This window comes from Serratia silvae (assembly GCF_023282985.1).
Classification (GTDB): domain Bacteria; phylum Pseudomonadota; class Gammaproteobacteria; order Enterobacterales; family Enterobacteriaceae; genus Chania; species Chania silvae.
Map to the genome: position 1 here is coordinate 312,279 of NZ_JAGQDC010000003.1, position 25,200 is coordinate 337,478.

Below are 25,200 nucleotides of genomic sequence, written 5' to 3' on the forward strand. Positions count from 1 at the left end.
TGTAATGCACTGCCGTTGCGGCTGTGCGATGGTATTTCTCCTCTGTTAAGCGCTGGCGGCAACCAGCAGTTCAGCAATTTCGTGATAGCCTTTTTCACGGGCCAGCGTCAGGGGGGATTTACCATATTTGTCGGTCATATGAGGATTCGCACCGTGATCGAGCAGTAATTTGACAATCTCTTGCTGTTTCGCACCGCCATCATTTAACACTATGGCTTCCAGCAGCGGCGTCCAACCGACAAAGTTGGTGTGGTTGACGTTAATTTCGGTACGCGTTAATAATTCACGCACAATGTCGACGTGGCCTTTTTCACTGGCTGGGGTAATGCCTACGCCGCCAAAACGTGTTAAACGGTCCAAGTCCGGGTTTGCTGGTAATACCAGGCGTAGCAGCGTTAAGTCGTTATTCAGGCAGCTCAGCAGGAAGGGGTTAAAACAGGTCTGATCCTGCTTGTCAATATCGGCACCGGCAGCAATTAATAATTCCACGCAGTCGTAATGTTTATTCAAGCTGGCAAGCGTAATTGCGGTGCGGCCTTGGCGGTTAGTGGCATTGATATCCGCACCTTTAGTCAGGCAGTTTTTCAGCGCGTCGCTGTCACCCTGTTCCGCCGCAAAAAGAAACTCTGTGATTAGCGCTTTATCAGACATATTCTAGCTCCCTGTTTTTTTAGTGGGATTTGATGCTTTCATTGCTACTGAGAATAGCAACAGATGCTGGATAAAAACATCCGCTTAAGAATCATTCATCGCAAAGGGTGTAATTGGTGAAAACAATTCAACAATAAAGACAAACTGTGCGTCGGCGCAATCTTTCTCTTATGTTTTGCGCCTTTTAGCACGGCAAACGTCCCTGCGGGGAATGGGCTTTCACCTCGCGCCACATCAGGCTCCAAACTAATAATCAGAAGTGTGATTGTCTTCAAATCAGTTGTGATCGCAGTGTTAAATTTTGTTCAATACTGGTTGCGTGCCATAGGATTTACAAATACATTCAACAATGCGCCCAGGGGGGGAGGGGGAGTCATGAATTCTATTTTTACCGAAGAAAACCTGTTGGCATTTACCACCACGGCGCGTTTTGGCAGCTTCAGCAAGGCGGCCAAGGAGCTGGATCTGACGACCTCGGCCATTAGCTATACCATCAAACGTATGGAAACCGGGCTGGACGTGGTGCTGTTTAACCGCAGTACCCGCAGCATCGAGCTCACCGAGTCCGGCTTTTACTTCTACCGTAAAGCGACCGATCTGCTTAACGACTTCCACGCTATCAAGCGCGGCATTGATACCATCTCTCAAGGGATCGAGGCGCGGGTGCGCATCTGTATCAATCAGTTGCTCTACACTCCACGGCATACTGCCCGGCTGCTACAGGTGCTGAAGAAGCAATTCCCCACCTGCCACATCACCGTGACCACCGAGGTGTATAACGGCGTCTGGGATTCCATCATCAACAACCAGGCCAATATCGCCATTGGTGCACCGGATACCTTGCTGGACGGCGGCGGCATTGATTACACCGAAATCGGCGCCATCCGTTGGGTGTTCGCCATTGCCCCCGATCATCCGCTGGCGTTTATGCCAGAGCCGATCTCAGAAAGCCAGCTACGGCTCTATCCCAATATCATGGTGGAAGACACTGCGCATACCATCAACAAGAAGGTGGGGTGGTTGCTGCATGGGCAGGAAGCGATCCTGGTGCCGGATTTCAACACCAAGTGCCAGTGCCAGATTCTGGGGGAGGGGATTGGCTTCTTGCCGGAATATATGGCGCGCGAGCCGGTGGCCGAGGGGTTGTTGGCTACCCGTGCCATTCATAATCCACGGCAGGATTCCAGCATGTTACTGGCGACGCAGCATGCGGCAACCGGGCAAGTGACCCAGTGGATCAAAAAGCAGTTTGCTCCGGGTGGCGTGCTAACTGGGATTTATGGGGATTTGCTTTACCGGGAGTGACTTGGGGATCTTGGTGCGTCCCTGTCAGACAGTAAACTGCACCTTAAAAGCTGGCACGTCACAAATTAAGGTGCAGTGGGTTATGGCGAAAACAGCCCCTTCCCATAAATGCGTATGGGGAGTCATCGCTGGTTTTATCAAATAAAATAGTGGGCCGATCAGAAACTATATAAAACACCGGCCACTGCGTTGATACTATAATCACGGTCGGTCATCGGGCTATCTTTCACCGTGTCGCTCATTTGTTCATTAAATCCCATCAGGAACAGCTGCCAGTCGTTATTAATGGCATAATAGCTGGCGATAGAAATGTAAGATGTTACGCCGCTTTTCGCCCGATATTGTTGCATCCCGCTGCGCTGTGACTCCCGTTCGCTGATACCAAAATAGTAATTATTGAAGGCGCGGTTTTGCCAGCGCATGCCGAAGCCGGGTACCAGCTGCAACTTGCCAAACTGGAAGCGGTACTGATAGCCGACATCGGCAATCACGCCGTCGCTATAGCCCAGCACGTCGGTTGCAATATCAGCGTTTAGGCTCCCCCAATCGGCATGATACTGATACCCGATGCCCGCCATGGCGGTGGCTCGCCGCTTATCCAGCTTCTTCATCGCCGGATCGTCGCTATCCGCAGGCTTAAAGCTTAGCGGAGAGTAGTTAACCGCCAAATGCAGATTATGCTTCTCGGAACTCAGTAGATTAATGCCGATCCCTTGGCTGTTAATAAAAAACTGCTCTCCTTGATAAGTCAAAATCGGTAGCGGTATATATTGTGCATCATAGTCGCGATAGGGTAACTGTTCTGCCAGAACGCCAACGCCTACCGACCAGTCGCCAGCATAGGCATTGCCCGTTAATAATATGGCCGCCAGTGATAGGGTATTAACTGATAAAAATGGCTTGCGAACAGATATGAAATTATATTCCATCATGATAGATATTCCAGGTTTAGGTCAAAAGGTTGCCATCAGCTGCTAATGAGCCGATAACTAAAGTTCAGGTTTTTATTGATACGCTAATGAAATGTTATCGTTTTATTTTTAACAGCCTCCTGTTTAATGTAAATAAGCAACGCCACCATTAGCGTTGCAGAGAATAATAGATTGTACCGGAGCCATTTTATTCTTCCCCTTGAATACTGGCTCCTAAAACGGCGGCAAAAGACCCGGTAACGGCACCGAAGGCGCGCTCAATCAGCAACAGCATGGCCTGCATACGTGCGGCTTGCTCTTCAGGCGTCCAGCTAAACATCTGGTGGCCGAACAGGAACAGCGAACCGGCGAGAATGAACTGCACCGTCGATAGCGGATCTTCAACCTGAAAAACACCCTCCTGGTTTCCCTGTTCCACCACTGCCGCCAGGATCGGCCCAAAGGCCAACACCGTTTCAATATTGCTGCGCTCGTGTAGCGCACGGTTTTCTGGGCGGTGTAAGTCCTCAACCAGAGCCTGCCCGGCTTCTACGGTTTGATTTTGAGCGGCGATAATGGCGCAGAACTTTTCAATCGCCCCCAGTTGCGGATCGTCGGCAATGATTTGTGAGCGGGCAACCATCTCGGCACACAGTTGCTGTGCTAGCGCCGCCAGTACCTCATCCTTGGATTTGAAGTAGTAATAAAACGTGCCCTTGGCGATGCCAGCACTGCGGACGATGGAGTCAACAGAGGTCGACTCATAGCCGATTTCCTGAAATAACTCGCTTGCCGCCTGCAAAATTTCAGCCCGGCGCACCTCTGGCGTTTTCACAGTACGTACCATATTAAATCCCTCTTTTTTGTATGGAGTAGCGCTACGGTAGTAATTGACTGACGGTCAGTCAATTAAAAAGTGAGCTTTTCTTGTCGGCGAGGAAAGTGGCTTATGGCAGGGGGTTTTTGGGTCTATAACAGTAAAAAAGCCTTGGCAATATCGGTTGCCAAGGCGGGTTTTGATTAGTCTGAGGTGTTTAACCGAACACTTGTCGTCCTTTTTTACACTCCTCCAATTAGTTATCTATCAATAACTAAATAGAGTTAGTCCGAGTTTGCGCTGCCTCGCAAAATTCAATCAACAACTTAGCAACCCATCAGAACTTGACCAAAGACAACATTTTTTGTGTGGTCTATGGTATCCCTACGCACGATGTAATGTCGAAAAACTGTTCTAACAGGAACTTAACTACTAATAAAAGCACTGCTCTCAAGCAGGCTAAATGGATGGGATGCTTATGAATAAGGTAAGCAAGTTATTGATGCTGGTTCTGGCAGGGATGTACGCGGTTTTTCTCTCTTTTTCAGCACAGGCGGATGCGACACCTGCCGCCATGCCGCAGAAGGTTGAAGCCAAGAATGAAACCTTCTCTGCACCTCACCCTGACCAATACCAGTCCTGGAAGGCCACGTCCGAGCTGTCAGAGCGGGTAGACGCTTTGGCTGGCGACCCGCGGCTGGTCATTCTCTGGGCCGGATATCCATTTGCCAAGGATTACAATAAGCCACGTGGCCACGCATACGCCATAACGGATATCCGTGAATCCTTGCGTACCGGAGCACCAAAAACGGCAGAAGACGGCCCGTTGCCAATGGCCTGCTGGAGCTGTAAAAGCCCGGACGTTGCCAGGGGGATCGCCGAACAGGGCGAAGCGGCCTACTTCCACGGTAAATGGGCGCGTGGCGGGCCGGAGATCGTTAATAATCTCGGCTGTGCGGATTGCCACAATACCGCTTCCGCTGATTTTGCTGCCGGTAAACCTGCGCTGCACCTGTCCCGCCCTTACGCGGCTCGTGCCATGGAAACGATAGGTAAGCCGTTTGACAAGGCAGGCCGCTTCGATCAGCAATCGATGGTGTGTGGGCAGTGCCACGTTGAGTACTACTTTGAGGGTAAAGACAAAGCGGTGAAATTCCCTTGGGACAAGGGCACCACGGTTGATGACATGGAAGTGTATTACGACAATATCGGCTTCTCCGACTGGACCAACCCGCTGTCCAGGACGCCATTGCTCAAGGCCCAGCACCCGGAATATGAAACCTGGCGTGAAGGCATCCACGGCAAGAACAACGTCACCTGTATCGACTGCCATATGCCGAAAGTGCAAAACGCCCAAGGCAAAATCTATACCGATCACAAAATTGGCAATCCGTTCGACAACTTCGATCAAACCTGTAAGAACTGCCACACCCAGGATAAAGCCAGCATGCAGGCGGTGGTCGAAAAACGTAAGCAGGATATCAACGAGATCAAGCTGAAGGTGGAAGACCAACTGGTCCACGCGCACTTTGAAGCGAAAGCGGCCTGGGATGCCGGTGCCACCGAAGCAGAGATGAAACCGATCCTGACCCATATCCGTCATGCGCAGTGGCGTTGGGACTTTGCCATCGCTTCCCACGGCATTCATATGCACGCACCAGAAGTTGCGTTGCGCATCTTGGGTACCGCGCTCGATCAGGCGGCACAGGCTCGGACTCAGTTAGTGCGCCTGTTGGCCACCAAGGGCATCACCCATGAAATCCCACTGCCAGACATTTCCACCAAGGAAAAGGCCCAGTTGGCGCTGGGTATGGATATGCCGCAGCTGAACGCCGAAAAGCAGGAATTCCTCAAAACGGTGGTACCACAGTGGGAAGAGCAGGCACATAAAGCCGGGCTGTTAGGTAAATAACCCCTCCGCCCCGAGTGCGGGGCGTAAACAAATGGAGTCAATATGAGCGTACTGCGTTCGTTATTAACTACCGGGGTGCTTGCTTGTAGCCTTTGGCTGACAGTATTACCGGTATCGGCCCAGACCGACAGCCCCACAGTTCAACAGCAACCGGCGGAAGTCACCTTGCAACGCAATCCGGATGAGGCCTGTTTGCGCTGCCACAAGCCGCAGCAGAATGCGATGCACGGTAAACATACGGGAGCCATTAACCCGAATAACAAATTGCCAGTGACCTGCACCAACTGTCACGGTTCACCTTCGCTGCATCACCGTGAGGGCGTGAAAGATGTGATGCGTTTCAACCAGCCGATGTTTGGCGTGGAACAGCAAAACAGCGTCTGCATGTCCTGCCATTTGCCAGAGACGTTGCAGAAAGCCTTCTGGCCACACGATGTGCATTTGGCCAAGGTGAGCTGCGCCAGTTGCCATACCTTGCACCCGCAGCAAGATAAGGTACAAGGTCTGAACGACAAGGGGCGGATCAAGCTCTGTGTGGACTGCCACCGTCAACAACAGGATGATCCCGCGTTTAATCCAGCGTCCGTAAGGCTGGATAAGGGGCAGCCATGAGCTGCTCACGGCGCCGTTTTATCGTAGGAATTGGCGTATTGGCGGTTGGCTCGACCCTGGCGGAAAAACTGCTGGCGCGCACCATGAACGTCAATGGCATCCGTTACGGCATGATCCACGATGAGTCGCGTTGCATTGGCTGTACCGCCTGTATGGATGCCTGCCGCGAAGTCAATCAGGTGCCGGTGGGTGTTTCGCGCCTGGAGATTATTCGTAGCGAGCCGATAGGCCAGTTTCCGGACGTGAAGTACCGGTTTTTCCGCCATTCGTGCCAGCATTGCGATGATGCTCCCTGTGTACATGTCTGCCCAACCGGGGCCTCGTTTATCGATGCCGCCAGCGGCATTGTCGACGTAAATCCGGATCTCTGTGTCGGCTGCCAATACTGCATCGCTGCGTGTCCTTACCGGGTGCGTTTTATTCACCCTGTGAGCAAAACGGCGGATAAATGCGATTTTTGCCGCAAGACCAACCTGCGTCAGGGCAAGCAACCAGCCTGTGTATTGTCGTGCCCCACCAAGGCATTAACCTTTGGCAATCTCGACGATCCACACAGTGATATTTCGCGTCTGTTGCAGCAAAAGACCACTTATCGCTACAAGATAGCCTTGGGGACCCGGCCAAAAATGTACCGCGTGCCGTTTAAATATGGGGAGACAAGTCAATGACTTCTGCATTTCATTTTGACTCTCTGGTCTGGGACTGGCCCATTGCGATTTACCTGTTCCTGATCGGCATCTCAGCCGGTTTGGTCACCCTGGCTATCCTGTTGCGGCGCTATCACCCAGAGGAAGGTGCCTCCAACAGCCGGGTGATGTTGACCACGCTGTTTGTCGCGCCAACTTCGGTCATGCTTGGGCTGGTGATCCTGATCTTTCACCTGACCCGTCCGTGGACCTTCTGGAAATTGATGTTCCACTATAGCTTTACCTCGGTGATGTCGATGGGGGTGATGCTGTTCCAGGTTTACATGTTGGTGCTGGTAGTCTGGCTGGCGCTGATCTTCCGTGACGACGTGGCGGCGCTGCAACAGCGCTGGTTGCCAAAGCTGGCGGTGATCCCGCGCCTGTTACAGCGCTTGCTGCCCCTGCTGCGGCCAATAGAAACGGTGATGCTGGTGTTGGCGGTGCTGTTGGGGGCTTATACCGGTTTCCTGCTTTCGGCGCTGAAGTCGTACCCGATGCTGAATAACCCGTTGTTACCGGTGTTGTTCCTGTTCTCGGGTATTTCGTCCGGGATCGCCGTGGCACTGCTGGTGGCGGCCTTCGGGCCTAAAGGCCATCTGCACAGCCAGGAAGTGCATTTCATGCATCGCCTGGAGACACCGGTGGTGTGGTTGGAGATCTTTCTGCTGGCGGCATTTTTCATCGGTTTGTGGCTGGGGGATGACGGCAAGCTCCGTGCCTTGTCGGCCGCGCTTGGCGGTGGGTTCTGGTCCTGGTGGTTCTGGTTGGGGGTCGTTGGCTGTGGGCTGATTATGCCATTGCTGTTGAAAGCCCTGGGCTGGGGGAAAGCGCATTTCCATATCCTGTTGATCAGCGGCGCTAGCCTGTGTGGCGTGCTGCTGCTGCGTTATTTTATTCTGTATGCCGGGCAGATGACGGTTGCCTGAGTGCTTACCCGTCGTCTTTCAAGCCGCAGCGTTGTTACCTGCACTTGCCCACTCCAGTCACTTACGAAAAGTAAGCTCCTGGGGATGAACAAGCTTGTCGCCTAGCTGCGACTTGAAATCCATAGGGTAGAGCAGGACAGATAGAAGAGAATAAGGCGGTAGATGTGTTGTGGTTACCCGAGCTGGGATTTATTGCGTTATTGCTGGCCTGCACGGCATCGCTGCTGCTGGCTGGCATCACGCTGTTGACGTTGATGGATCGCCGTTGGGGTGGGCTGTTGCCAACGCGTGGCTGGAGCCTGAGCATTTTTGTGTTAATCGCACTGTCTTTCGCCATTTTGCTACAGCTGTTTTTGCGCAATGACTTTTCGGTAATGTACGTAGCACAACATGGTCACAGCCAGTTGCCACCGCTGATGAAGGCCGGGGCGCTGTGGGGCGGGCACGAAGGCTCGCTGCTGCTCTGGCTGCTGTGCCTGGCCGGTTGGTCTGCCTGCTTTGCCTTGTTCAGCCCCAAATTGGAACGCTCACTACAGCCGCTCACGCTGGGCATCCTGGCGCTGATCGTCGGCTGTTTTCTGCTTTTCATCCTGTGCTTCTCCGATCCTTTCGCTCGGCTCTTCCCAGCAGCGCTACAAGGGCGCGATTTGAATCCGATGTTGCAGCATATAGGCCTGATCCTGCATCCTCCGCTGCTTTATTTGGGCTATGCCGGGTTTGCCACCTGCTGTGCTTTGATGTTGGCCGCCTTGCTGAGAGGAGAGTTTAGCGCCGAGATTGCCGGGCAGTGTCTGCGCTGGGCCAAACCGGCCTGGTGTTTCCTCACCGCGGGGATCATTTTGGGGTCCTGGTGGGCATACAGCGAACTGGGCTGGGGGGGCTGGTGGTTCTGGGACCCGGTGGAGAATGCCTCGCTGCTCCCTTGGCTGACCGCGACTGCCTTGTTACATAGTTTGGCGATTGGCCAGCGCACTGGTGGACTGCGCCATTGGTCGCTATTGCTGACGTTGGGCACCTTTGTTCTCAGCCTGTTGGGCACCCTGATTGTTCGCTCTGGCATCCTGGTTTCAGTACACGCCTTTGCGCTGGATGAGCAGCGTGCATTGCCGCTGTTTATCCTGTTTACCTTTCTTAGCGGATCGTCATTTTTAATCTATGCCTTACGCGCCAACCGGGGAAAAGCCGTTACGTCCCCGGTGAAACCTGCATTGCTCGGCGCGTTGTTACTTCTCAGTTCCGCCGCCCTGATCGTGCTGGTGGGCACTTTGTACCCGATGTTCTATCGAATGATGGGATGGGGCCAGATCTCGGTCGGTGCGCCTTATTTCAATCTGGTATTGCTGCCCTTTGGGCTGCTGGGGTTGGTATTGATGTGCTACGGCGGGTTTAGGCGGCGGCGCTATGCTCAGTGGATCGCTCACGCCGGGGTGCTGTTGACTGCGTTAGGTATCGCCAGTTCGGCGCTGCAACGCCATGAGATCAGCCTGAACGTCACCGTGGGCGAAACGGTCAGTTTGGCGGGATACCAATTTACGCTGCGCTCGGTAGATCTACAGGCTCAGGCTAATTTCACCAGTGAACAGGCGATGATTGAGGTTACCCAGCAAGGCAAGCCCGTGGCCCAGTTAACGCCTGAAAGGCGGTTTTATACCGCCCGCCGCCAACAGATGTTTGAGCCCGGCATCGACTGGAACGCTTTCCATGACTGGTATGTAGTGATGGGGGAAAAAAGCGGCGAGCAGCGTTATGCCATGCGTTTTTATGTGCAGACCGGCATCCGTTGGATCTGGTGGGGAGGGGCGTTGATGATGATTGGCGTATTGGCCACCGGTTGGCAAAGAAGGCAAGCATGCGTTGGTTAACTGCCCTGTTGTTATGGGGGATCATCACGTTGCCGCTGGCGGCCCAGATCGTCGATACCTGGGCATTCACCTCGCCGGAAATGCAGGAGCGAGCGTTGGCAGTGGCAGGCCAGATCCGTTGCCCGCAATGCCAAAATCAGAGCCTGTTGGAGTCCAATGCTCCAGCGGCGGTCGCCATGCGCCATGAGGTGTTCGCTATGACCGAACAAGGCAAAACGCAGGCGGAAATCATGAATTTCATGACGGCACGCTACGGAAACTTTGTTCGCTACCAACCCGCTCTCGAAGTCTCGACGTTGCTACTCTGGGGATTGCCTCCTTTGATGCTAGGGGCGATTGGGCTAGTGTTATGGCGGCGGAGGGCTGAATGATGCGGCGTATTTATTACCTGCTCTTGAGCGGGGTGGTGTTTAGCCTCACCGCAGGTTGGTACTTGGCTAGTGGCCGCCCGGCCAGCGTGTTGGCCGAACAACATAAGCGCAGCCTATCTGTACCACCGCTTACGCCTCAACAACAGGCAGAAGGCGAGTTTCAGCAGTTACAGCAAAAGATCGAGCAGTCACCGCAAGACAGCGTGTTGTGGGCGCAGCTGGGGGAATATTATCTGTTTAACGATAATTTTGCCGATGCGCAGGTGGCCTATCAGCGGGCGTTGGCTCTGCGGGGGGCGAATGCCGAACTGTACTCGGCGCTGGCGACGGTACTTTATTACCAGGCGGGGCAGCGTATCACCCCGCAGGTGGAGAGCAATATAGAACAGGCCCTGACGCTGGATAAGGATGAGGTCTCTGCGCTGATGTTGCTGGCTGCTGATGCCTTTATGCATACAGAATATGCCAAGGCGATAACCTTATGGCAACGCCTGTTGGACAGCCAGTCACCACGAGTGAACCGGCCACAGCTGATTGAGGCTGTCAATATGGCCAAGCTGCTGTTACATCAGCAATAAATCACTCCACGCGGATAAACGTCAACAGCCTGGGCTGAGCAATTCGCTGATAATCCCCAGCGTTGAGGATCAGCGAACGCTCCAGTGTGCCAGCATTAAAGGCCAACTCGTCAAAGCGCTCAAACAGCAGCGGGTCGGCCACCAGCAGCAAATCCGGATGGAAACTGAACGGCGGGATCGCGCCAAATACGCAGTCAGTCAGTTGGTCGACTTCGGCAGGGCTGGCCAGCGAGGCGCGAGTACCACCAATCCCCTGTGCCAACGCGCCGAGATCGGCCTGTTGGTCTGCGGGCAGGATGGCCAGCACGTGCTGCTTGATGCCGTTGCCCTTAACGTGACATACCAACGCTTTCGCCCCTTGCCCTAACTGGGTGCCGCGTATTTTGGCGACTTCTTCGGATTTCCCTGCCGTAGGATGCTCAACTACGCGATAGCGCGCCTGCTGTTGGTCAAGAAGGGAAGTTAAACGGCTAAAGGTTGCGGTAGACACGCCATGTTCTCCTGAGTTTTGATTTTCCTGCCCCTATCATAACGCGTTGTGACAACGAATGGCCCAGTCAAATTTTTGATTAAACAGCGGGTTATTTTTTTGTTTTAACGGATAATACGCAATTGTGAAACGTGGTTTTAATTTTCAGAAAGGAAAGGGGCGTGAAAACTAACATGTCGTTGTTTACCCAGCCAAAGTTCGTCTGGCTATGTGCGGCTTTCTGTTGTTTGCTATGGGGCAGTGCTTATCCGGCCATTAAAAATGGCTATGAAATCTTTCAGATCGCCACCGACGATCTCCCCGGCAAGATCGTCTTTGCTGGCTACCGTTTCGTGATCGCTGGGGTGCTACTGCTGTTGTTCGCTATGTGGCAGGGGAAAGCCATCGGTCGATTGACGCGGCGGCAATATTCACAGCTGGTTGTATTAGGTGGGACGCAAACCGCGCTGCAATACGTGTTTTTCTATATTGGTCTGGCCTACACCACTGGGGTCAAAGGGTCGATCATGAATGCGACTGGCACATTTTTCAGCGTTCTGCTGGCGCATTTCATTTATCACAATGACCGCCTGAGCATTAACAAGATCGTCGGCTGCATGCTGGGATTCTGTGGGGTGATGGTGGTGAACTTTAACAGCCAACTGATGGGCTTTAGTTTTAGCTGGTTGGGAGATGGTTTTGTGGTGATCGCCGCGTTTATCCTGTCCGCCGCCACGCTGTATGGCAAACGTATTTCGCAGACGGTCGATCCGACCATCATGACCGGCTGGCAACTGGCCATCGGCGGCGTAATGCTGACGGTGGGTGGCTACCTGGCTGGGGGGCGCTTGGAGTTTCACGGCTGGGCCTCGGTGGCGATCCTGAGTTACCTGGCGCTGCTATCATCGGTCGCTTTCGCGCTCTGGAGTCTGCTGCTGAAATATAATCGTGTGGGCATGATCGCGCCGTTTAACTTCCTGATCCCGGTTTCCGGCGCGGTGCTATCGGCCATTTTCTTGCAGGAAAGCATCATGGAGTGGCGTTATGCCTTGGCGTTGGTGCTGGTGTGCTTTGGTATCTGGCGGGTCAACGTGGTGCGCAACCTTATGCCAAGATGGAAAGTGGGCGTAGGGAGAGGGTAGAGCAATCGTAAAAAATAAAAACCCCTGCACAACGTGGATTGAGCAAGGGTTTCGGCAGACCAATGGGGTCACTTCTTCTCTACGGCTGCCTGAATGGCATCTGCCAGAGAGCTGACGTGCTTTTCTGCCGTTTTCAACTGGTATTCGACACCGTTGCCGTCGTTGGTGTCAGACAGCGTTGCCTTTAACAGTTCCAGTGCTGCCTGCACTGCCAGTAATCTGCGCTTTTGCTCTTCAGTTGGAGCGATCCCAGAGCCAAAATAATTCTCTAACATATTCATTTCCTTTCGCTAGACCTACCGATATGGCAGACAACACAGGTTACATGGGGGGGATACTCGCCATTTTCAAGGCATTGCCTTGAGTGCTGTCTCTGGTTCCAACGGCTTTGAGCCATTCTGGCGCACACTGTTGATCCAGGCAAACGAACCTATCAGCGCAATCACCGTAAGTAAAATATACTCCAACGACATGGCATAAACCCCCTGGCCAGTTCTCGACGTATTTGCGCGTCACCAGCACCATGGCGGCAGATCGACTGCACCAGCTAATTTGCTGCTCGCGTAGTTCAAACAGGATGCGGTTAATACCACGTGGGGCCACGGCAAACTGTTCGCCGAGTCGTTGTTTATTAATGGTAATTTCTCCTTCATTTTTGGCTCCCTGGTGTTGGTAGCTTTGCCACAGCGCATGGCAGACGCGCTGGTGCAATGAATAGAGACTGTCTTCGCCAGCTTGTTTATCTGCAAGGTGGTGATGTGATGGCGCTTACATATTAAACGACGAAATAGGGGGAGGGGAAAAGATGGGGAAACGAGTTCGCCCATCTTTTGCAGCACAACTTATTGTTTTGGGAAGTTCACAATATCCGTCACCAGATCATCGATGGCTTTCTTCACTTCGGCCAAGGTGATTGGGGCATCCTCATTGCTGACCGTTTTACCTAAGCCTTTACGTACTACGGCCAGCACCGTTTTACCGGTATCTTGATCGATCAGTTTGATTTCCATGAATAACGTGGTGTCTTGTGTTCTGTGCCCGCTGGCAGCCATAGTGGTGGCAATGACAGCGGTAACAGGAAGAACTTCATAGAATTGCACATCTTCGTTTTCAGCGGTTACCGCAGTAATGGCAACTTTGGCGACCAGTACGCGTGAGCCTGATGGGCTAGGCAACAGCGTTGTACGCTTCGCAACGGCATTTCTTAGTGAAGTGCTGGCGTACTCTCTGATCTGATCCAGCGTTTGCTGGCTTACACGCGCATTCGGTTTTGCCGATGGGTAGAACACCAATGGTGTAATATAGACGCCACGATAGTTAGACTCTTTAAAGTCTGGAGAGATCCAGCGCAAAACCTGATGCCCGCTGGCGGTTTCAGTTTGTTGCAGTTTGCTATAGTCCTGCAGGAACCCAGAATACTGCGTAGTTTCTGCGACCTTGGAGGAACATCCCGCCAACAACATACCCGTAGCCAATATGGCTGCGGCAACGCTAAAACGATTTTTTCTCATATACTTTCCATAATGAAGTTGGTTTGTGCCTAAAAAATATAGCACTGTCCTGCAGAATAAGGCATGAGATAGCGACCACAGAACAATCTTATTGTTACAGATTAACTTTTATTGTTGCAGTTATAGCTCATTAACAAACCTCGGCGCTATGGTGCGGCCAGGCGGTTTATAATGTTTTGCCAGTAATCTACCAGGTAAGCGGCGCTCGGCGTACTACACACTCCACAAAAAAACCAGGTTGCCATTGGTTACAATTAATGTTCTGCCAGAGTGAAAATCGCAGGTTTGTCAGTGCATTCTATCAGGCGTTACATCTGTCGTATCATCCTTACCCAAGTATGACAATTCTATACACTCGTGCTGGTAAGGTAACTCCAGCCCGATGATGTTGTGTTATTCCTGTAGTGTATTACCATCCCTTTGACTTTATCCCGCCTTGTGCGGGATTTTTTTGTGCCAGACAGGCTCAATGGGTTAGCTCGTCTGGCAGCGGTTAGACGCCGTGGCGACTTGCCGGTTAAAGGGGAGGGGACTTGGTGTGATCCACTTTTTCTGCACAATTGAGGATTATGATAAGCCGGTTATTAGCCCGTTTGGGTTGACACTGTATTTCGTAACCTTATGCCCGGTTCCTAGCCGGGCTTTTTTACGCCTAAGGTCTCTGGCCTGTGGGCCTGAGACGTAACTGTCCATTTAGCCGTCGATCTCCAGTCAGCCCGCAGCTCTTTGCGGGTTTTTTCATTGCGCTTCTGCTGACGTTGCATGAAAATAGCCCATAAATAAGAATGATCTTATCTTATGCCCTTATAATTTATAATGGTTTGCTATTTCGGCGGCATTAACAATTTAGACTATTCTTTTAACAACCGTTTTCGCTAAAGGGATCAGTCCAGCGAACATGGCTTTAAATTTTTAGCAGTGAATTAAACTAATAAGACGCGATACGGTTTTTGATTGATTTAATTGACTATTTTGATAGGCGTAGTGGTTCGTTTTTACTTTTTTTGGGAAAAAAATTATGCTTATAGTCAGTGTTGTTATTATTGCCTTGCGGGTTATTTCATGAGCAAAGAAATACAGGCAAAACAGCGTTTGCCAGCGACGGTTCTGCTGGTCAATGTATTTTTACTGGCATACCTGCTTTCCTTGTTTGGCATTTTTACCCGCCCGTTAGGGGCGCTCTCCCTGTTTTGGCCGGTGAATGCTATTTTGCTTGGCTTGATGTTGCGTAAACCTGGCTATGCGACGATGTTGGGATGGGGGGGAACTTACCTTGGCATGATCGCCGCCGATCTGAGCACCGGCGAAAACTGGCCACTGGCACTTTGGCTAAATGCCTGCAATATGGCGCTGATTGCCACCGGCTATGCCGTGATGTCGATGTTGCCCAAGTCTCAACGGCGTATGGGCAAGCCTCAGGCGATTTTATATATGTTTACCGCCAGCCTGCTTGGGGCCGCGCTGTCGGCAACGTTGTCGGTGTTACGCACTGACAGTCAATACAACAATACGCTGATCATTGCCTGGATGTCCTGGTTTAGCGAACAGTTCTCCACTAACTTGCTAATCCTGCCGGTCGTGCTGGCAGCGCCACGCTTAAAGCAATTGCTGAGCCTGCAGTTTGGTTGGCAATCGCGTGCCAGCCTGCCTTTGCTGGCGTTATTGCTTTCGTTAACGCTTAGCGTGTACATCGGAGGACCGGGCGCGATAGCCTTCCCTATCCCCGCTCTGCTATGGTGCGCCGTGCGTTATCATTTATTTACCGTCACCTTGCTGACGTTTCTCACCGGCGTGGCGGAGATTGTCAGCATTGCTGCCAATCTGATGCTGTATGAAACACCGGTAGCGCGAGGGGCGGTCATGGACAGCCTGATGTCAGCCCGTTTGGGTATTGCCATGTTGGTGATGGGGCCGCTGATTTTATGCAGCTCGATTGCCGTTAGCCGTAAACTGCTGCGCCGGTTGGAGCACAGTGCTAACCACGATTTCCTTACCGGGACGCTGGCGCGTAGTGCTTTAACACGCAAAGGCAAGGAAATGCTGGAACAGAAGCAGCATTTGAAGGAGGCGGTGTCGCTGCTGTTGATCGATATCGATCACTTTAAACTGATCAATGATACCCATGGGCATGCCATCGGTGATCACGTTCTGGCGGCATTCGCTCATATTCTGCGGCGAGAACTGCGCCACGATCAGTTATTTGGTCGTTTGGGGGGGGAAGAGTTTGCCATTATGCTACCCCGGGCGCTGGGGACGCAGGCGGTGGCCTTGGGGGAACATCTGCGTAGGCGGATAGAAAGCGCCGAATTGAACCCCAACGGTAAGGCGCCATTGCGGATCACGATTAGTGTGGGCGTGGCAAGTTTGGCAATGAATGAGGATAAGTCGCTGGAACAGCTGATGAATATGGCGGATATTGCACTTTATCGCGCCAAGTCTCAGGGCCGCAACTGCGTCGAATCGTTTAACATGGTCAGCGGCAAGGGCCTCAACCATGTGATATTCAAATAGCGTCTTAACCCTGCTTTGGCGTGAATTGTGTACCGCAGTTGGGGCAAATCAGGGTGCTGAGTTTACGCATTTTTGAACATTGCTGATCTGTGACATAAGCACACTTTGGGCAGGCAATTTGAGTGGTGCGGTTATTGTAACCTTTAACGCTGGCGGATTCAGACATGGCGCGTACCTGTGTCAGGTGAAACCTCACGCTAACACAGGTGCTATTAAATAGCTATATAGGTCTAAGTAAAACAATGGTTTACGTTAGCTATCAGTGACATACATTGCCACCCATTGCCGCGTTTTTCCTTAATATGCAATCTCCGTCGCCACTTTATCGCCACTCATCGCCAATGGATTAAGCATGACCGCTTGCTCCAGGTGGTCGGGGGCAAAGTGGGCGTAACGCATTGTCATTTTGATGTCGGTATGGCCCAGGATGCGCTGTAACACCAGGATGTTCCCGCCGTTCATCATAAAATAAGATGCAAAAGTGTGTCTCAGAACGTGGGTAAGCTGACCTGCTGGCAACTCGATTTCTGTGCGCATTAGTGCGGCACGGAAAGCCCAATAGCAGTCACCAAAAAGACGGCCCTTGCTTGTTGGCAATGACTCGAATAGTTCCTGGCTGATGGGGACTGTTCGGTTTTTGCGGCCCTTTGTTTTGGTGAATGTAATCTTGCCGGGTGTCACTTGTCTTTGCTGCAGTTCCTCCGCCTCTGACCACCTAGCGCCGGTTGAGAGGCAGACTTTCACAATGCCGAGCAAATCATCGTTGCCGCTGCATTCATCCAGGAGGAGGGTGATTTGCTCCTGGGTAAGAAATGCCATCTCTATTTCTTCGGTTCTAAACGGTCTCACGTTCTTGAGCGGGTTCTCTCCCTTCCATTCACCCAGGCGATTTAGTTCGTTAAACACCGCGCGAAAGTATGACATCTCTATGTTTAGCGTGCGGTGCGAAACGATTTTTGACCGGTTAGAGTGTGAATATTCACCGCTGAGGCGCTTCTCTCGGTAACGCGAAAACATCTGAGCATCAAAGTCACGCGCCAGCGGTTCCCCCATCCATTCATAAGCGTGGTGCATGGTTCTTTGATGCTTCACGCCATTTCTTAGTGTTACGCCGTGAGCGGTAAACCAAAAATCAATCAGCTCTTTTAGTGTCCGACGGTCTTCTTTTTCTTCTGTCCATGGGGTTTGGATTGCGTATTGTTCGAACGCCAGTGCCTCGCCTTTGGTGGCAAACTTTTTGCGTATACGCTTACCGCTCGCTCCGTTGGGGTACAGCTCGCAAATCCAGCCACCGGCAGTGTTTTTACGGACGGCCATTAGCTGGCCTCGCTGTACGTCCCAATGACGCGACCCAATGTGGTGATTTCGCCAACGGTGCATTCGAAAGGAACCTTGCCCCCTGCAACGTGGAGTCTTTTCGCGGGTAAGACGGTCAGCTCGCGAATGCTGATAGCGCCTTCAATATCTACTAGCCAAAGCCCGTCAGACAACGAAGTGTGGAGCTCTACAAAATACGTTTTGCCCTCGAAGCGAATGCATTGTGCATTGATGGGTATTTTTGAAAATAATTTAAGGTCAATACTCAAAACACCATCTTCCTCCAATGATCCTTCACTTAAAGTGAATAGTTTAAGTAGGCCCGTACTGATGCTGTCATTGCTAGCTACACCTTCTCCGATGAAGCGTTCTCCTGTGCCCATGAGAATCCACTGTAGATTAGCCCCGGTTTCTAGTGCGCAATGCGCTGCGAAATCATAGGAAATTGCACCGCGCGTATATCTGTTCTGGAGTGAGCTTGCTGCGATGCCGAAGTGCCTTGCTAGTTGAACCTTTTGACCATATCCGTATATCTGACAGATGCGATCCAGTACTTCTTCATTAGATGATTTGATTTCAAGAGTCATAAAATACGTACCTACGTATTGACGTAATGCTTAATTGGGCATTATGATGCGATTTATCTAATCCACTAATGGCAAATGATGGCAATCCTAGGCAATCAGTGGCGTTTATTGACTAACTGGGAATGATGCAATATGGCTAACGAAATTACAATCGTCAAAATCCCGCGTGAAATCGTGTTTGCGGAGGAGTTCGCAGCGATGGAAGGCGTTTCTGTTCGCACCGTTTATCGCTGGACTACCGGCGATTCTCCATGTTTACCAATCGTCCCGCGTTCCATCAGCAAGGGCAAGAAGCGCGCCGGTGGCCGTGTTCGCATCCTTTACGCCAAATGGAAAGAGCAACAGATGAAACTGGCGCTAGGACATTCCCGTTTTCAGATCATTGTTGGTGCGTAATTCACTTTATGTGAGTTTTTGAGGGTGAAACATGTTTGATTATGCCGTTTCTAAACATCCGCACTTCGAAGAAGCCTGTCGCCAGTTCCCGGCGCGCCATAATGTAACGCAGTTAGCGCAACAGGTTGGTATGAATGCACAAACGCTGCGCAACAAGTTGAGTCCAGGGCAACCGCATCAACTTACCTGCGCTGAGTTGCTGGCGATCACCGATGCTACAGAAGACTCCAGCCTGCTTGATGCCATGCTGGCACAGATTAACTGTATGCCTTCAGTACCTGTCAATGAGGCTAGTGCTGGCAACATTCCAGCCTATGCCCTTCATGCCACCGCCGCGATGGGCTCTATCGCTGCCGCTGCGGTACAAGGCGACCATAAAACGCCTGTCCGCAAGTCTGCGTTGCTGGAAAGCGTCAACACCGCGATCCGCCATTTGTCACTGATCGGTCTGACCGTTCAAAACCGCATCCAATCAACCCCAGCACTAGCCTCTACCGTTGATGTGATTAGTGGCCTGGGTGCCGTTGCCGGTTTAAGTTGAGGTTATAGCTATGCCTATCTCGATTGCTCCATTGCTAAAACGCCAAAGCCCATCACGCCATTTTGAGCATGGTTTTATTGAACTGCCGGGTGGTCAACGCTGGCGACCAACGCACAATCAGTCTTCTTTGTTGCGTGGCTTGTCCGCGAAGAAAGGTAACCCACTGCTAAGTCGCATTTTCGGCCGTTGATAGGGATCGACATGTTATTGGCAACAGACACACAAAAAGCTATCGGCATTAAGCGCATTTCCCAGATTAAGCGGGAACTGTTTGCCTACAGGAAAAACGTGGCACAAGAGGCTTTTGATAAATCGCCACCGCATATCCGCAAGACAATCTGCTTCCATGCCGAGCTGAAAGCCCGCCATGTATTAATGACGTTTGCCGAAATGAGCTACACCGAGCGCCAGAAAATCATCTGGGCGCTGAATGACCTGATTGATTTATCAAAAACCTTACCGCGTTTCATCAGTGATGATGATTGCGAATTAAACAGTAATTAACCCCCCTGGTGACATTCTGGCGTAAACCCGCCGGGCATCGCTTTGCTTGAATTAAGGAATTAACTCCATGAATAAACACATTATCGGCATTGATAAAGGCAATGAGTCGGATCACGACAGGGTGATCGTGCTGCTCAATACCGCTCGCCTTGATGAACGTAAAAATCAGGCGGAAGTGGCCGCCGCTCGCCTGGTTCGTCTGGCGTCGCATATTGCACAAAACGGCTTGAACGCCATCGAGGCCGTGGAGTTACTGCGCCAAGAGGCTGAAACCATCGGACACAAAGCGCAGGAGCTGCACTGATGGCTGACCTCATGGATATCGCACAAGAGCGTCAAGCGCTGATCCTGGACGCACAGATCGCCAATGCCCGTAAGTCCTCGGTTATGCCCTCGGCTTTTAAATGTGAAGACTGCGATGCACCGATCCCCGAAGCTCGTCGCATTGCCCTGTTGGGCGTAGAAACCTGCGTAACCTGTCAGCACCTGCGTGAAGCCAAACGCCGCCATTATGCGGTGCAGGCATGACCAGCTTCCTTATCGTTTTCGGCCTGCTGCTTATTGCTGTGGGCTTTTTTTGCGCCGCTGATTTAAGTGATGCGGAATACGCTCGCAGACCTGAAGTGCAACCTTATGACTGAAGGCAATCCGTGGGCTTACTCCTGGAACCTACCGCGCCCGGCGATTGCCGGGCCAGTAAGACCGCTTACCCGTGAGGAACACGCTCAGGGGCAAGCTGTTTTGCGCAATATCCATTCCCTGCCGCAGTTTCTCAGTGCGGGCTTTTTGTCTCGCCATGACTACCTGCTGAAAAGCAAAGGGCTGCACGATGCCAACAAGTGGCTAGTGCTGCAATTTGATCGCCGTATCTGGCCCCGCATCCAAACCGTTAACGATAAAAATGCGATGGATCTCCATGCATCACCCTGTTTTATGTCGGAACTGGATAACTACGCCAGCTTGCCGGGGATGGATGATAAGGCGTTGAAGCGTTTTGCTGACCGGATCGCCGGGCAGTTGATGCAGAACTATGAGCGTTATTGCGAAGCGTTTCTGGCTGAGAACGGCGGCGATAATACAGGCCTGTTAGATGATGGTATCCAGGCAACGTTTTATTTTCAGGTTGCGGGGATGGCCCGTGCTTTCAATGTTACCCCGATGCACTGGCGTAAATACCGTAAAGGCAAACTGGATACTCCGTCAGCGGTTGCCAGTCTGTCACGGTTGGTAAATGCCGAGTGGTGGGAACGCCAACTGAAAGCCCAGCGCACCCGCTGGCGTGAAGCCTTGCTGATTGCGGTGGGTAATGTGAACCGGGGAGTTTCCGCCTATGCCAGTAAGCAGGCGATCCGCGAAGTGAAAGCTCGCCGCCAGTCCAATCTGGATTATCTGAACAGCCGTGAACTGGAGAACGCCGACACCGGCGAACGTATCAGTCTTATCGACAAGGTGATGGCGAGTATCTCCAACCCGGAGATCCGTCGGATGGAGTTAATGGCGATGATTGCCGGTGTCGAAAAAGCGGCTGCCGAGTATGGTCATAAGGGCTTGTTTATCACCATCACCACGCCATCCAAATACCATCCGACGCGCACCCTCGGCAAAACCAATCCCAAGGTGCAGTTTAACCACAATTGGGATGACGAAGCTTACACACCCAAAGACGGCCAGCGTTATCTGGTCAAGCTGTGGAGTAAGATCCGTACCGCTTTTAAAGATAATGATCTGCAGGTTTATGGTGTGCGGGTCGTTGAGCCCCATCACGATGCCACCCCGCACTGGCACATGATGCTGTTCACCACCAAAGAACAGCGCCAACGGGTGATCGATATCATGCGACGTTATGCCATGGCCGAAGATGGCGACGAACGCGGCGCAGCGAAGAACCGTTTTGACTGCAAGCACCTGAATAAGGGCGGCGCTGCGGGCTATATTGCGAAGTACATCGCAAAAAATATCGATGGCTATGCCCTGGACGGTGAGCGCGATCATGAAACCGGTGAGCTGCTGACCGAGACCGCTGCCGCCGTTACCGCCTGGGCGTCAACCTGGCGTATTCCTCAATTCCACTCCATCGGCTTGCCGTCCATGGGCGCTTACCGCGAATGCCGCCGTATCCGCTCTATCAGCCTGGCAGATGACTTTGACGCCAGCGTTGAGGCTGTTCGCGCTGCTGCGGATGCTGGAGATTTTGCCGCTTACATTCTGGCGCAGGGCGGGGCCAACGTTCCCCGCAAGGAACAGACCGTGCGAGTTGCTCGTCGTGTCGCTGACGAGCTCAATGCTTACGATGAAGAAGTGCAGAAGGTGATCGGCATTTTTGCGCCGCACCTGGGGAGTTCACGCATTCATGAGACCCGCACCACCCAATGGCGCATCGTCGCCAAGGCTGTTGACCTTGAGGGGTTGACCTTAAAAAGCGCCTCTGGCGCGCCTCGGAGTCCTGTCAATAACTGTGGGTTGGTCGGTAGTAGTACGGTGACAGATCAGCAGGATAATGAGCCTGTGGAGACTGTGGCGGTGCTGGAGCACCCACCGGAAACCCCAATTGACTGGAATGATACGACCGTTACACGGCCTGTTATGGCGCGAATTAGGGCTAATGCACCACAGGTAAACAGAGCACAGCGCAGCAACAACGCGTATCGAGGGCGAACGGTAGCCCCATCGGCCCGATTAACCCCTGATGAGCGTGCCCGCATCCCTCGGATTAACTCAGAATTGGTGCAACAGGGTATCCAGGCCGAACGCTGGGAACTGGAAGTGCTAGCGCGTGGTACTAAAGTCAAATTTGGTGATATATCAATGCAATATGAGCCGGTTAAGGATTGGGCAAGCTTCGAATAATCAGTTGCGCAATGAGAATCAATAGTTAATACTGTATATGCATACAGTTAATTGTAAGCATCGGAGGAAAGTAGGGTGCATTTACCAGCAGTGGAAGACGTGGTCATTTTGGAACGTATTGAGCTCATCGCCCGCCTTGGGGTTTGTTATGAGAGCCAGGCAAGAGATAAAGAGATAGCACTGATATGGATTTCAGAATTGGCGGATGAGATGAAAAGCAGCATCAGCCCGGAGAAAGCGGCAGTGATCAAGCAGCTCGCAACAGTTTAGTAATCCATAGCAGGTAGCAGCATGAAAAGAGAGATGAACCTGGCTTCGGCACTGCATGAAGCGCTGAAATTTACCGACAAAGGTCGTCGGGTTAAAACGGTGGATTTCATCCATGCGGCCGCACAGCTCGGTATCCATATGACACCGGCAGAGGCGAACTACTACATTTTGCACTGGTCTGGGCACCGCTTCAGGGTGATTGAGGAGGGGCGTTGTCAGCAGAATCTTTACCTTATGGCTCCCTAAATTGGCTATGCATGCACTGAGTGCATGAATTTGCATGATGATCCGGTGCGATTCTTACCCCCGCAGCGTCAGCTCTGGCGCGGATCGCGCCGGATCACGCAACTGCATGAAAAGCGACACATGAAGCGGGCAGGCGAGGCGGGGATAGCATTGCGCGCTAAGATGTCAATACATTCTTGTTTTAAAGTGATAAAGTTATCTTCACATTGAAGTGTGTAACTACAGTTTGACTTTGTTTTAGTGATAAAAAAAGGGAAGATTATGCCTCTGGTTTATAAGAAATTTAGCTCAGTGAATTTATCAGATCCATTTTTTGATACTTTGAAGCAAGACTATCCTGAATTTGAATTGTGGTTTGAAAGTAAAAAGGAAGCGTTAGCTTACGTTTCGACTAATGAGGACGGAAATATTGATGGTTTCTTATATTTAAAAGTAGAGGATGAGGCTTTAGATAACATGACTCCTTCCTTTTCTCAGCAAAGAAGAGTAAAATTAGGTACATTTAAAATAGATGCGCATGGTACAAAATTAGGTGAAAGGTTCTTGCGCCTTGTCTTTGATTTCGCATCTAAAGAGCGAGTCAAACTAATTTATGTCACCATATTTGATAAGCATAAAGGATTGATTTCGCTGCTAGAAAGATATGGCTTTGAAAAGAAAGCATACAAAAATTTAGATACAGCGAATGGTCAAGAAGGTGTATACTTTAAACCGTTTGTATGGAGAAATTGAATATGAGCTTGAAAAATTATCCGATGATAAAACTCAACGGCAGGAATTTTTTACTGAGTATATATCCGTCATGGCATACACGATTGTTCCCTGAGTCTATTTTGAATAATGAAGATGCTTCTAAAATTCAAGATGTCCCACATACAAACAGCATTCATAAAGTTTATTTGACTAGTATGAGAGGGACTGAGAGTTTAAGAGAGGGGGATAATCTGCTTATTTACCGTACAAGTGATGGTCAGGGGCCTGCGAGATACAGGTCTGTTGCCACTTCCGCGTGTGTAGTCGAAGAAGTCAGAAATATTAGAGAATTTTCATCTTTGGGTGATTTTAAGGCGTACTGCGCACCTCATAGTGTTTTTGAAGATTATGAGTTGGAACTTATGTACAAAAAGAAAAATTATCCTATAATCATAAAGTTCACCTACAATTTCCCATTGGTAAAACGTGTCATTAGAGATAAATTGATGAATATCACTGGGTATGATGATAGTATTTATTGGGGATTTGTGCCCCTAAGTGATGCTCACTATAAAGCGATACTTCAGGCTGGAGAAGTGAATGAAGATCTTATTATCGATTAAACCAGAATTCGCAGAGCGTATTCTTGATGGTGAAAAGAAATTTGAGTTTAGGAAAAACATTTTTAAAAACAAAAATGTTGACACCGTTGTGATTTACGCAACAATGCCTGTCGGGAAAGTAATCGGTGAGTTTAAGATTGGCGAAATAATTTCATCAAAACCGCATGAACTCTGGAAAAGTACTCAGAAATATGCGGGTATCTCCAGAGATTTTTTTGATGAGTATTTTGCGGAGAGAGACATTGGTTTCGCTATCGGCGTTGAGAATCCAAAGCGATATGCAAACCCTATAAATTTAAATGATTTGTTACCGGGTGCAATCCCACCTCAATCATTTAGATACTTTTGACTGAAATGGGCTGCAAGTTATTGTGGCCTGCTATTTTATCATTTCAATCGCTTTTTTAAAGTCCTCATCATTTGGTGAGTGAAGAATGATCAGAGGAATGTTGTATTTTAAAGAAACTTGTTTTGCATGTTCATTTTCAATTTTCAAAAAGTCATCAATGTTAACGTCAAGCTTTGATTTTGATCTATTCTCAAATCTTTTTTTTATGATCTCTGCTGTATTTTCTATTAATATTATCCCGTCAATATTCATTCTATGAAAAACTTCATCTTCTATTCTAGAGAAGGTGCCTTTATTGTTTATTAAGACAAAGTGTCCATCGAGAAGTAAATCATTGCTGATTTCGTTTACGGCTGTAATTAGAACCTCTTGATTATCTGAAATATCTGTAACTTGCTTATCATTTGCCCACGTCTGAGCTTTATAGTCACGAATTAATTCACTTGAGCTTTTGTGTAACCAATTGTTATTTAAGCAAAAAATAGAGCAGAGGTGGCTTTTACCAACTGCATGAATACCGCCAATAAAAATCCGCATGATAAATATCCTTATTGCTGTAGGTA

General features: G+C 50.7%; 31 protein-coding genes and 2 pseudogenes. 22 read left to right on the top strand and 11 right to left on the bottom strand.

Translation table 11 applies throughout. The features are described from left to right. Positions 1 to 45: 45 nt before the first annotated feature. Positions 46 to 651, bottom strand: coding sequence for an ankyrin repeat domain-containing protein (locus tag KAJ71_RS05750; protein WP_248944818.1), 606 nt, complete (start codon positions 649 to 651; stop codon positions 46 to 48). A 375-nt stretch (positions 652 to 1,026) separates the two neighbouring features. Here KAJ71_RS05750 and KAJ71_RS05755 point away from each other — a divergent pair, with 375 nt between their 5' ends. Further along, the gene (locus KAJ71_RS05755) at positions 1,027 to 1,956 is read left to right on the top strand and encodes a LysR substrate-binding domain-containing protein (RefSeq protein WP_021180041.1); all 930 of its coding nucleotides are present in this window, start codon (positions 1,027 to 1,029) and stop codon (positions 1,954 to 1,956) included. Positions 1,957 to 2,114: 158 nt separating this feature from the next. On the opposite strand, the gene KAJ71_RS05760 is transcribed toward KAJ71_RS05755, so the two are convergent. After that, positions 2,115 to 2,888: a MipA/OmpV family protein gene (locus KAJ71_RS05760; protein ID WP_248944819.1), complete on the bottom strand. Its 774-nt coding sequence runs from the start codon at positions 2,886 to 2,888 to the stop codon at positions 2,115 to 2,117. Positions 2,889 to 3,075: 187 nt separating this feature from the next. Then, on the bottom strand, positions 3,076 to 3,714 hold the full coding sequence (locus tag KAJ71_RS05765; protein WP_248944820.1) for a TetR/AcrR family transcriptional regulator: 639 nt from the start codon (positions 3,712 to 3,714) through the stop codon (positions 3,076 to 3,078). 529 nt (positions 3,715 to 4,243) lie between these two features. On the opposite strand from KAJ71_RS05765, the pseudogene nrfA reads away from it, so the two are divergent. From nrfA to KAJ71_RS05800, 7 genes and pseudogenes are all read left to right on the top strand, one after another. Continuing rightward, positions 4,244 to 5,596: pseudogene (nrfA, locus tag KAJ71_RS05770) on the top strand (ammonia-forming nitrite reductase cytochrome c552 subunit); the annotation flags it as partial. Between the two features lie 42 nt (positions 5,597 to 5,638). Then, the gene (nrfB, locus tag KAJ71_RS05775; RefSeq protein ID WP_248944822.1) at positions 5,639 to 6,208 is read left to right on the top strand and encodes a cytochrome c nitrite reductase pentaheme subunit; all 570 of its coding nucleotides are present in this window, start codon (positions 5,639 to 5,641) and stop codon (positions 6,206 to 6,208) included. Next, on the top strand, positions 6,205 to 6,876 hold the full coding sequence (gene nrfC, locus KAJ71_RS05780) for a cytochrome c nitrite reductase Fe-S protein (protein ID WP_248944824.1): 672 nt from the start codon (positions 6,205 to 6,207) through the stop codon (positions 6,874 to 6,876). Before nrfB ends, nrfC begins: the two co-directional genes overlap by 4 nt. Continuing rightward, positions 6,873 to 7,820: a cytochrome c nitrite reductase subunit NrfD gene (gene nrfD / locus KAJ71_RS05785; RefSeq protein ID WP_248944825.1), complete on the top strand. Its 948-nt coding sequence runs from the start codon at positions 6,873 to 6,875 to the stop codon at positions 7,818 to 7,820. The genes nrfC and nrfD overlap by 4 nt, the downstream gene beginning before the upstream one ends. Positions 7,821 to 7,984: 164 nt before the next feature. Next, on the top strand, positions 7,985 to 9,682 hold the full coding sequence (gene nrfE, locus KAJ71_RS05790) for a heme lyase NrfEFG subunit NrfE (RefSeq protein ID WP_248944827.1): 1,698 nt from the start codon (positions 7,985 to 7,987) through the stop codon (positions 9,680 to 9,682). Next, a complete protein-coding gene (locus KAJ71_RS05795; protein WP_248944828.1) occupies positions 9,670 to 10,053 on the top strand; it encodes a cytochrome c-type biogenesis protein CcmH in 384 nt (127 codons plus the stop codon). The genes nrfE and KAJ71_RS05795 overlap by 13 nt, the downstream gene beginning before the upstream one ends. After that, positions 10,050 to 10,631 carry a TPR domain-containing protein gene (locus KAJ71_RS05800; RefSeq protein ID WP_248944829.1) on the top strand — a complete coding sequence of 194 codons (582 nt, stop codon included), beginning with the start codon at positions 10,050 to 10,052 and terminating at the stop codon, positions 10,629 to 10,631. Before KAJ71_RS05795 ends, KAJ71_RS05800 begins: the two co-directional genes overlap by 4 nt. A gap of 1 nt (position 10,632) precedes the next feature. Here KAJ71_RS05800 and KAJ71_RS05805 read toward each other — a convergent pair whose 3' ends face one another. Beyond that, positions 10,633 to 11,121 carry a YbaK/prolyl-tRNA synthetase associated domain-containing protein gene (locus KAJ71_RS05805; protein ID WP_248944830.1) on the bottom strand — a complete coding sequence of 163 codons (489 nt, stop codon included), beginning with the start codon at positions 11,119 to 11,121 and terminating at the stop codon, positions 10,633 to 10,635. Positions 11,122 to 11,294: 173 nt separating this feature from the next. On the opposite strand from KAJ71_RS05805, the gene KAJ71_RS05810 reads away from it, so the two are divergent. Continuing rightward, a complete protein-coding gene (locus KAJ71_RS05810; protein WP_248944973.1) occupies positions 11,295 to 12,242 on the top strand; it encodes a DMT family transporter in 948 nt (315 codons plus the stop codon). Between the two features lie 68 nt (positions 12,243 to 12,310). On the opposite strand, the gene KAJ71_RS05815 is transcribed toward KAJ71_RS05810, so the two are convergent. The 3 genes and pseudogenes from KAJ71_RS05815 to KAJ71_RS05820 all read right to left on the bottom strand — a co-directional run bounded on the left by KAJ71_RS05815 (position 12,311) and on the right by KAJ71_RS05820 (position 13,753). Continuing rightward, positions 12,311 to 12,517: a hypothetical protein gene (locus tag KAJ71_RS05815; RefSeq protein ID WP_021180021.1), complete on the bottom strand. Its 207-nt coding sequence runs from the start codon at positions 12,515 to 12,517 to the stop codon at positions 12,311 to 12,313. Between the two features lie 72 nt (positions 12,518 to 12,589). Continuing rightward, positions 12,590 to 12,773, bottom strand: a pseudogene (locus KAJ71_RS23405) (nicotinamide riboside transporter PnuC); the annotation flags it as partial. Positions 12,774 to 13,084: 311 nt separating this feature from the next. After that, entirely contained in the window at positions 13,085 to 13,753 is a 669-nt protein-coding gene (locus tag KAJ71_RS05820; RefSeq protein ID WP_248944831.1) for a DUF3313 domain-containing protein, read from the bottom strand. Between the two features lie 1,062 nt (positions 13,754 to 14,815). Between KAJ71_RS05820 and KAJ71_RS05825 the strand changes: the two genes are divergently transcribed. Continuing rightward, complete coding sequence (locus tag KAJ71_RS05825) at positions 14,816 to 16,264, top strand: GGDEF domain-containing protein (RefSeq protein WP_248944833.1); 1,449 nt, start codon at positions 14,816 to 14,818, stop codon at positions 16,262 to 16,264. A 4-nt stretch (positions 16,265 to 16,268) separates the two neighbouring features. Here KAJ71_RS05825 and KAJ71_RS05830 read toward each other — a convergent pair whose 3' ends face one another. The 3 genes from KAJ71_RS05830 to KAJ71_RS05840 all read right to left on the bottom strand — a co-directional run bounded on the left by KAJ71_RS05830 (position 16,269) and on the right by KAJ71_RS05840 (position 18,168). After that, positions 16,269 to 16,430: a YnfU family zinc-binding protein gene (locus KAJ71_RS05830; RefSeq protein WP_248944834.1), complete on the bottom strand. Its 162-nt coding sequence runs from the start codon at positions 16,428 to 16,430 to the stop codon at positions 16,269 to 16,271. A gap of 131 nt (positions 16,431 to 16,561) precedes the next feature. After that, entirely contained in the window at positions 16,562 to 17,581 is a 1,020-nt protein-coding gene (locus KAJ71_RS05835) for a phage integrase (RefSeq protein ID WP_248944836.1), read from the bottom strand. After that, complete coding sequence (locus KAJ71_RS05840) at positions 17,581 to 18,168, bottom strand: phage repressor protein CI (RefSeq protein ID WP_248944837.1); 588 nt, start codon at positions 18,166 to 18,168, stop codon at positions 17,581 to 17,583. The genes KAJ71_RS05835 and KAJ71_RS05840 overlap by 1 nt, the downstream gene beginning before the upstream one ends. 132 nt (positions 18,169 to 18,300) lie before the next feature. Here KAJ71_RS05840 and KAJ71_RS05845 point away from each other — a divergent pair, with 132 nt between their 5' ends. The 12 genes from KAJ71_RS05845 (at position 18,301) to KAJ71_RS05900 (ending at position 24,637) form a co-directional block, all read left to right on the top strand. Continuing rightward, positions 18,301 to 18,564, top strand: a complete 264-nt coding sequence (locus KAJ71_RS05845; protein WP_248944839.1) for a hypothetical protein — start codon at positions 18,301 to 18,303, stop codon at positions 18,562 to 18,564. Positions 18,565 to 18,595: 31 nt separating this feature from the next. Beyond that, positions 18,596 to 19,105 (top strand): phage regulatory CII family protein, encoded by a 510-nt coding sequence (locus tag KAJ71_RS05850; RefSeq protein WP_166733454.1) that lies wholly within the window; start codon positions 18,596 to 18,598, stop codon positions 19,103 to 19,105. Between the two features lie 10 nt (positions 19,106 to 19,115). Then, entirely contained in the window at positions 19,116 to 19,295 is a 180-nt protein-coding gene (locus KAJ71_RS05855) for a phage filamentation protein Fil family protein (protein WP_202811054.1), read from the top strand. 11 nt (positions 19,296 to 19,306) lie between these two features. After that, positions 19,307 to 19,609 (top strand): phage replication protein B, encoded by a 303-nt coding sequence (gene repB, locus KAJ71_RS05860; protein WP_024528229.1) that lies wholly within the window; start codon positions 19,307 to 19,309, stop codon positions 19,607 to 19,609. A 67-nt stretch (positions 19,610 to 19,676) separates the two neighbouring features. After that, positions 19,677 to 19,913, top strand: a complete 237-nt coding sequence (locus KAJ71_RS05865) for a DUF2732 family protein (RefSeq protein WP_248944840.1) — start codon at positions 19,677 to 19,679, stop codon at positions 19,911 to 19,913. Continuing rightward, positions 19,913 to 20,137, top strand: a complete 225-nt coding sequence (locus KAJ71_RS05870) for a TraR/DksA family transcriptional regulator (RefSeq protein ID WP_248944841.1) — start codon at positions 19,913 to 19,915, stop codon at positions 20,135 to 20,137. Before KAJ71_RS05865 ends, KAJ71_RS05870 begins: the two co-directional genes overlap by 1 nt. A 105-nt stretch (positions 20,138 to 20,242) precedes the next feature. Beyond that, positions 20,243 to 22,456, top strand: coding sequence for a replication endonuclease (locus tag KAJ71_RS05875; RefSeq protein ID WP_248944843.1), 2,214 nt, complete (start codon positions 20,243 to 20,245; stop codon positions 22,454 to 22,456). 75 nt (positions 22,457 to 22,531) lie between these two features. Continuing rightward, entirely contained in the window at positions 22,532 to 22,726 is a 195-nt protein-coding gene (locus KAJ71_RS05880) for a hypothetical protein (protein WP_248944845.1), read from the top strand. 21 nt (positions 22,727 to 22,747) lie between these two features. Beyond that, the gene (locus tag KAJ71_RS05885) at positions 22,748 to 22,972 is read left to right on the top strand and encodes a hypothetical protein (RefSeq protein ID WP_248944847.1); all 225 of its coding nucleotides are present in this window, start codon (positions 22,748 to 22,750) and stop codon (positions 22,970 to 22,972) included. 261 nt (positions 22,973 to 23,233) lie between these two features. Further along, entirely contained in the window at positions 23,234 to 23,704 is a 471-nt protein-coding gene (locus KAJ71_RS05890; protein WP_248944849.1) for a GNAT family N-acetyltransferase, read from the top strand. A 2-nt stretch (positions 23,705 to 23,706) separates the two neighbouring features. After that, positions 23,707 to 24,288 (top strand): hypothetical protein, encoded by a 582-nt coding sequence (locus KAJ71_RS05895; RefSeq protein WP_248944850.1) that lies wholly within the window; start codon positions 23,707 to 23,709, stop codon positions 24,286 to 24,288. Continuing rightward, positions 24,266 to 24,637, top strand: coding sequence for an ASCH domain-containing protein (locus tag KAJ71_RS05900; RefSeq protein ID WP_248944851.1), 372 nt, complete (start codon positions 24,266 to 24,268; stop codon positions 24,635 to 24,637). The genes KAJ71_RS05895 and KAJ71_RS05900 overlap by 23 nt, the downstream gene beginning before the upstream one ends. 30 nt (positions 24,638 to 24,667) lie before the next feature. Here the strand turns inward: KAJ71_RS05900 and KAJ71_RS05905 are convergent, their stop codons facing one another. Further along, positions 24,668 to 25,174: an ATP-binding protein gene (locus KAJ71_RS05905; protein WP_248944852.1), complete on the bottom strand. Its 507-nt coding sequence runs from the start codon at positions 25,172 to 25,174 to the stop codon at positions 24,668 to 24,670. Between the last annotated feature and the right edge of the window lie 26 nt (positions 25,175 to 25,200).

What these genes read in the sequence shown, in the direction of transcription:
- KAJ71_RS05850 (WP_166733454.1), top strand. Translation starts at nt 18,596, where the DNA reads ATGTTTGATTATGCCGTTTCTAAACATCCGCACTTCGAAGAAGCCTGT.
- KAJ71_RS05755 (WP_021180041.1), top strand. Translation starts at nt 1,027, where the DNA reads ATGAATTCTATTTTTACCGAAGAAAACCTGTTGGCATTTACCACCACG.
- nrfC (WP_248944824.1), top strand. Translation starts at nt 6,205, where the DNA reads ATGAGCTGCTCACGGCGCCGTTTTATCGTAGGAATTGGCGTATTGGCG.
- KAJ71_RS05825 (WP_248944833.1), top strand. Translation starts at nt 14,816, where the DNA reads ATGAGCAAAGAAATACAGGCAAAACAGCGTTTGCCAGCGACGGTTCTG.
- KAJ71_RS05810 (WP_248944973.1), top strand. Translation starts at nt 11,295, where the DNA reads ATGTCGTTGTTTACCCAGCCAAAGTTCGTCTGGCTATGTGCGGCTTTC.
- repB (WP_024528229.1), top strand. Translation starts at nt 19,307, where the DNA reads ATGTTATTGGCAACAGACACACAAAAAGCTATCGGCATTAAGCGCATT.
- KAJ71_RS05835 (WP_248944836.1), bottom strand. Translation starts at nt 17,581, where the DNA reads ATGGCCGTCCGTAAAAACACTGCCGGTGGCTGGATTTGCGAGCTGTAC.
- KAJ71_RS05800 (WP_248944829.1), top strand. Translation starts at nt 10,050, where the DNA reads ATGATGCGGCGTATTTATTACCTGCTCTTGAGCGGGGTGGTGTTTAGC.
- KAJ71_RS05905 (WP_248944852.1), bottom strand. Translation starts at nt 25,174, where the DNA reads ATGCGGATTTTTATTGGCGGTATTCATGCAGTTGGTAAAAGCCACCTC.
- KAJ71_RS05885 (WP_248944847.1), top strand. Translation starts at nt 22,748, where the DNA reads ATGAAAAGAGAGATGAACCTGGCTTCGGCACTGCATGAAGCGCTGAAA.
- KAJ71_RS05865 (WP_248944840.1), top strand. Translation starts at nt 19,677, where the DNA reads ATGAATAAACACATTATCGGCATTGATAAAGGCAATGAGTCGGATCAC.
- KAJ71_RS05815 (WP_021180021.1), bottom strand. Translation starts at nt 12,517, where the DNA reads ATGTTAGAGAATTATTTTGGCTCTGGGATCGCTCCAACTGAAGAGCAA.
- KAJ71_RS05760 (WP_248944819.1), bottom strand. Translation starts at nt 2,888, where the DNA reads ATGATGGAATATAATTTCATATCTGTTCGCAAGCCATTTTTATCAGTT.
- KAJ71_RS05900 (WP_248944851.1), top strand. Translation starts at nt 24,266, where the DNA reads ATGAAGATCTTATTATCGATTAAACCAGAATTCGCAGAGCGTATTCTT.
- KAJ71_RS05870 (WP_248944841.1), top strand. Translation starts at nt 19,913, where the DNA reads ATGGCTGACCTCATGGATATCGCACAAGAGCGTCAAGCGCTGATCCTG.
- KAJ71_RS05820 (WP_248944831.1), bottom strand. Translation starts at nt 13,753, where the DNA reads ATGAGAAAAAATCGTTTTAGCGTTGCCGCAGCCATATTGGCTACGGGT.
- KAJ71_RS05795 (WP_248944828.1), top strand. Translation starts at nt 9,670, where the DNA reads ATGCGTTGGTTAACTGCCCTGTTGTTATGGGGGATCATCACGTTGCCG.
- KAJ71_RS05750 (WP_248944818.1), bottom strand. Translation starts at nt 651, where the DNA reads ATGTCTGATAAAGCGCTAATCACAGAGTTTCTTTTTGCGGCGGAACAG.
- KAJ71_RS05855 (WP_202811054.1), top strand. Translation starts at nt 19,116, where the DNA reads ATGCCTATCTCGATTGCTCCATTGCTAAAACGCCAAAGCCCATCACGC.
- KAJ71_RS05840 (WP_248944837.1), bottom strand. Translation starts at nt 18,168, where the DNA reads ATGACTCTTGAAATCAAATCATCTAATGAAGAAGTACTGGATCGCATC.
- nrfD (WP_248944825.1), top strand. Translation starts at nt 6,873, where the DNA reads ATGACTTCTGCATTTCATTTTGACTCTCTGGTCTGGGACTGGCCCATT.
- KAJ71_RS05845 (WP_248944839.1), top strand. Translation starts at nt 18,301, where the DNA reads ATGGCTAACGAAATTACAATCGTCAAAATCCCGCGTGAAATCGTGTTT.
- KAJ71_RS05890 (WP_248944849.1), top strand. Translation starts at nt 23,234, where the DNA reads ATGCCTCTGGTTTATAAGAAATTTAGCTCAGTGAATTTATCAGATCCA.
- KAJ71_RS05765 (WP_248944820.1), bottom strand. Translation starts at nt 3,714, where the DNA reads ATGGTACGTACTGTGAAAACGCCAGAGGTGCGCCGGGCTGAAATTTTG.
- KAJ71_RS05895 (WP_248944850.1), top strand. Translation starts at nt 23,707, where the DNA reads ATGAGCTTGAAAAATTATCCGATGATAAAACTCAACGGCAGGAATTTT.
- nrfB (WP_248944822.1), top strand. Translation starts at nt 5,639, where the DNA reads ATGAGCGTACTGCGTTCGTTATTAACTACCGGGGTGCTTGCTTGTAGC.
- KAJ71_RS05830 (WP_248944834.1), bottom strand. Translation starts at nt 16,430, where the DNA reads ATGTCTGAATCCGCCAGCGTTAAAGGTTACAATAACCGCACCACTCAA.
- KAJ71_RS05875 (WP_248944843.1), top strand. Translation starts at nt 20,243, where the DNA reads ATGACTGAAGGCAATCCGTGGGCTTACTCCTGGAACCTACCGCGCCCG.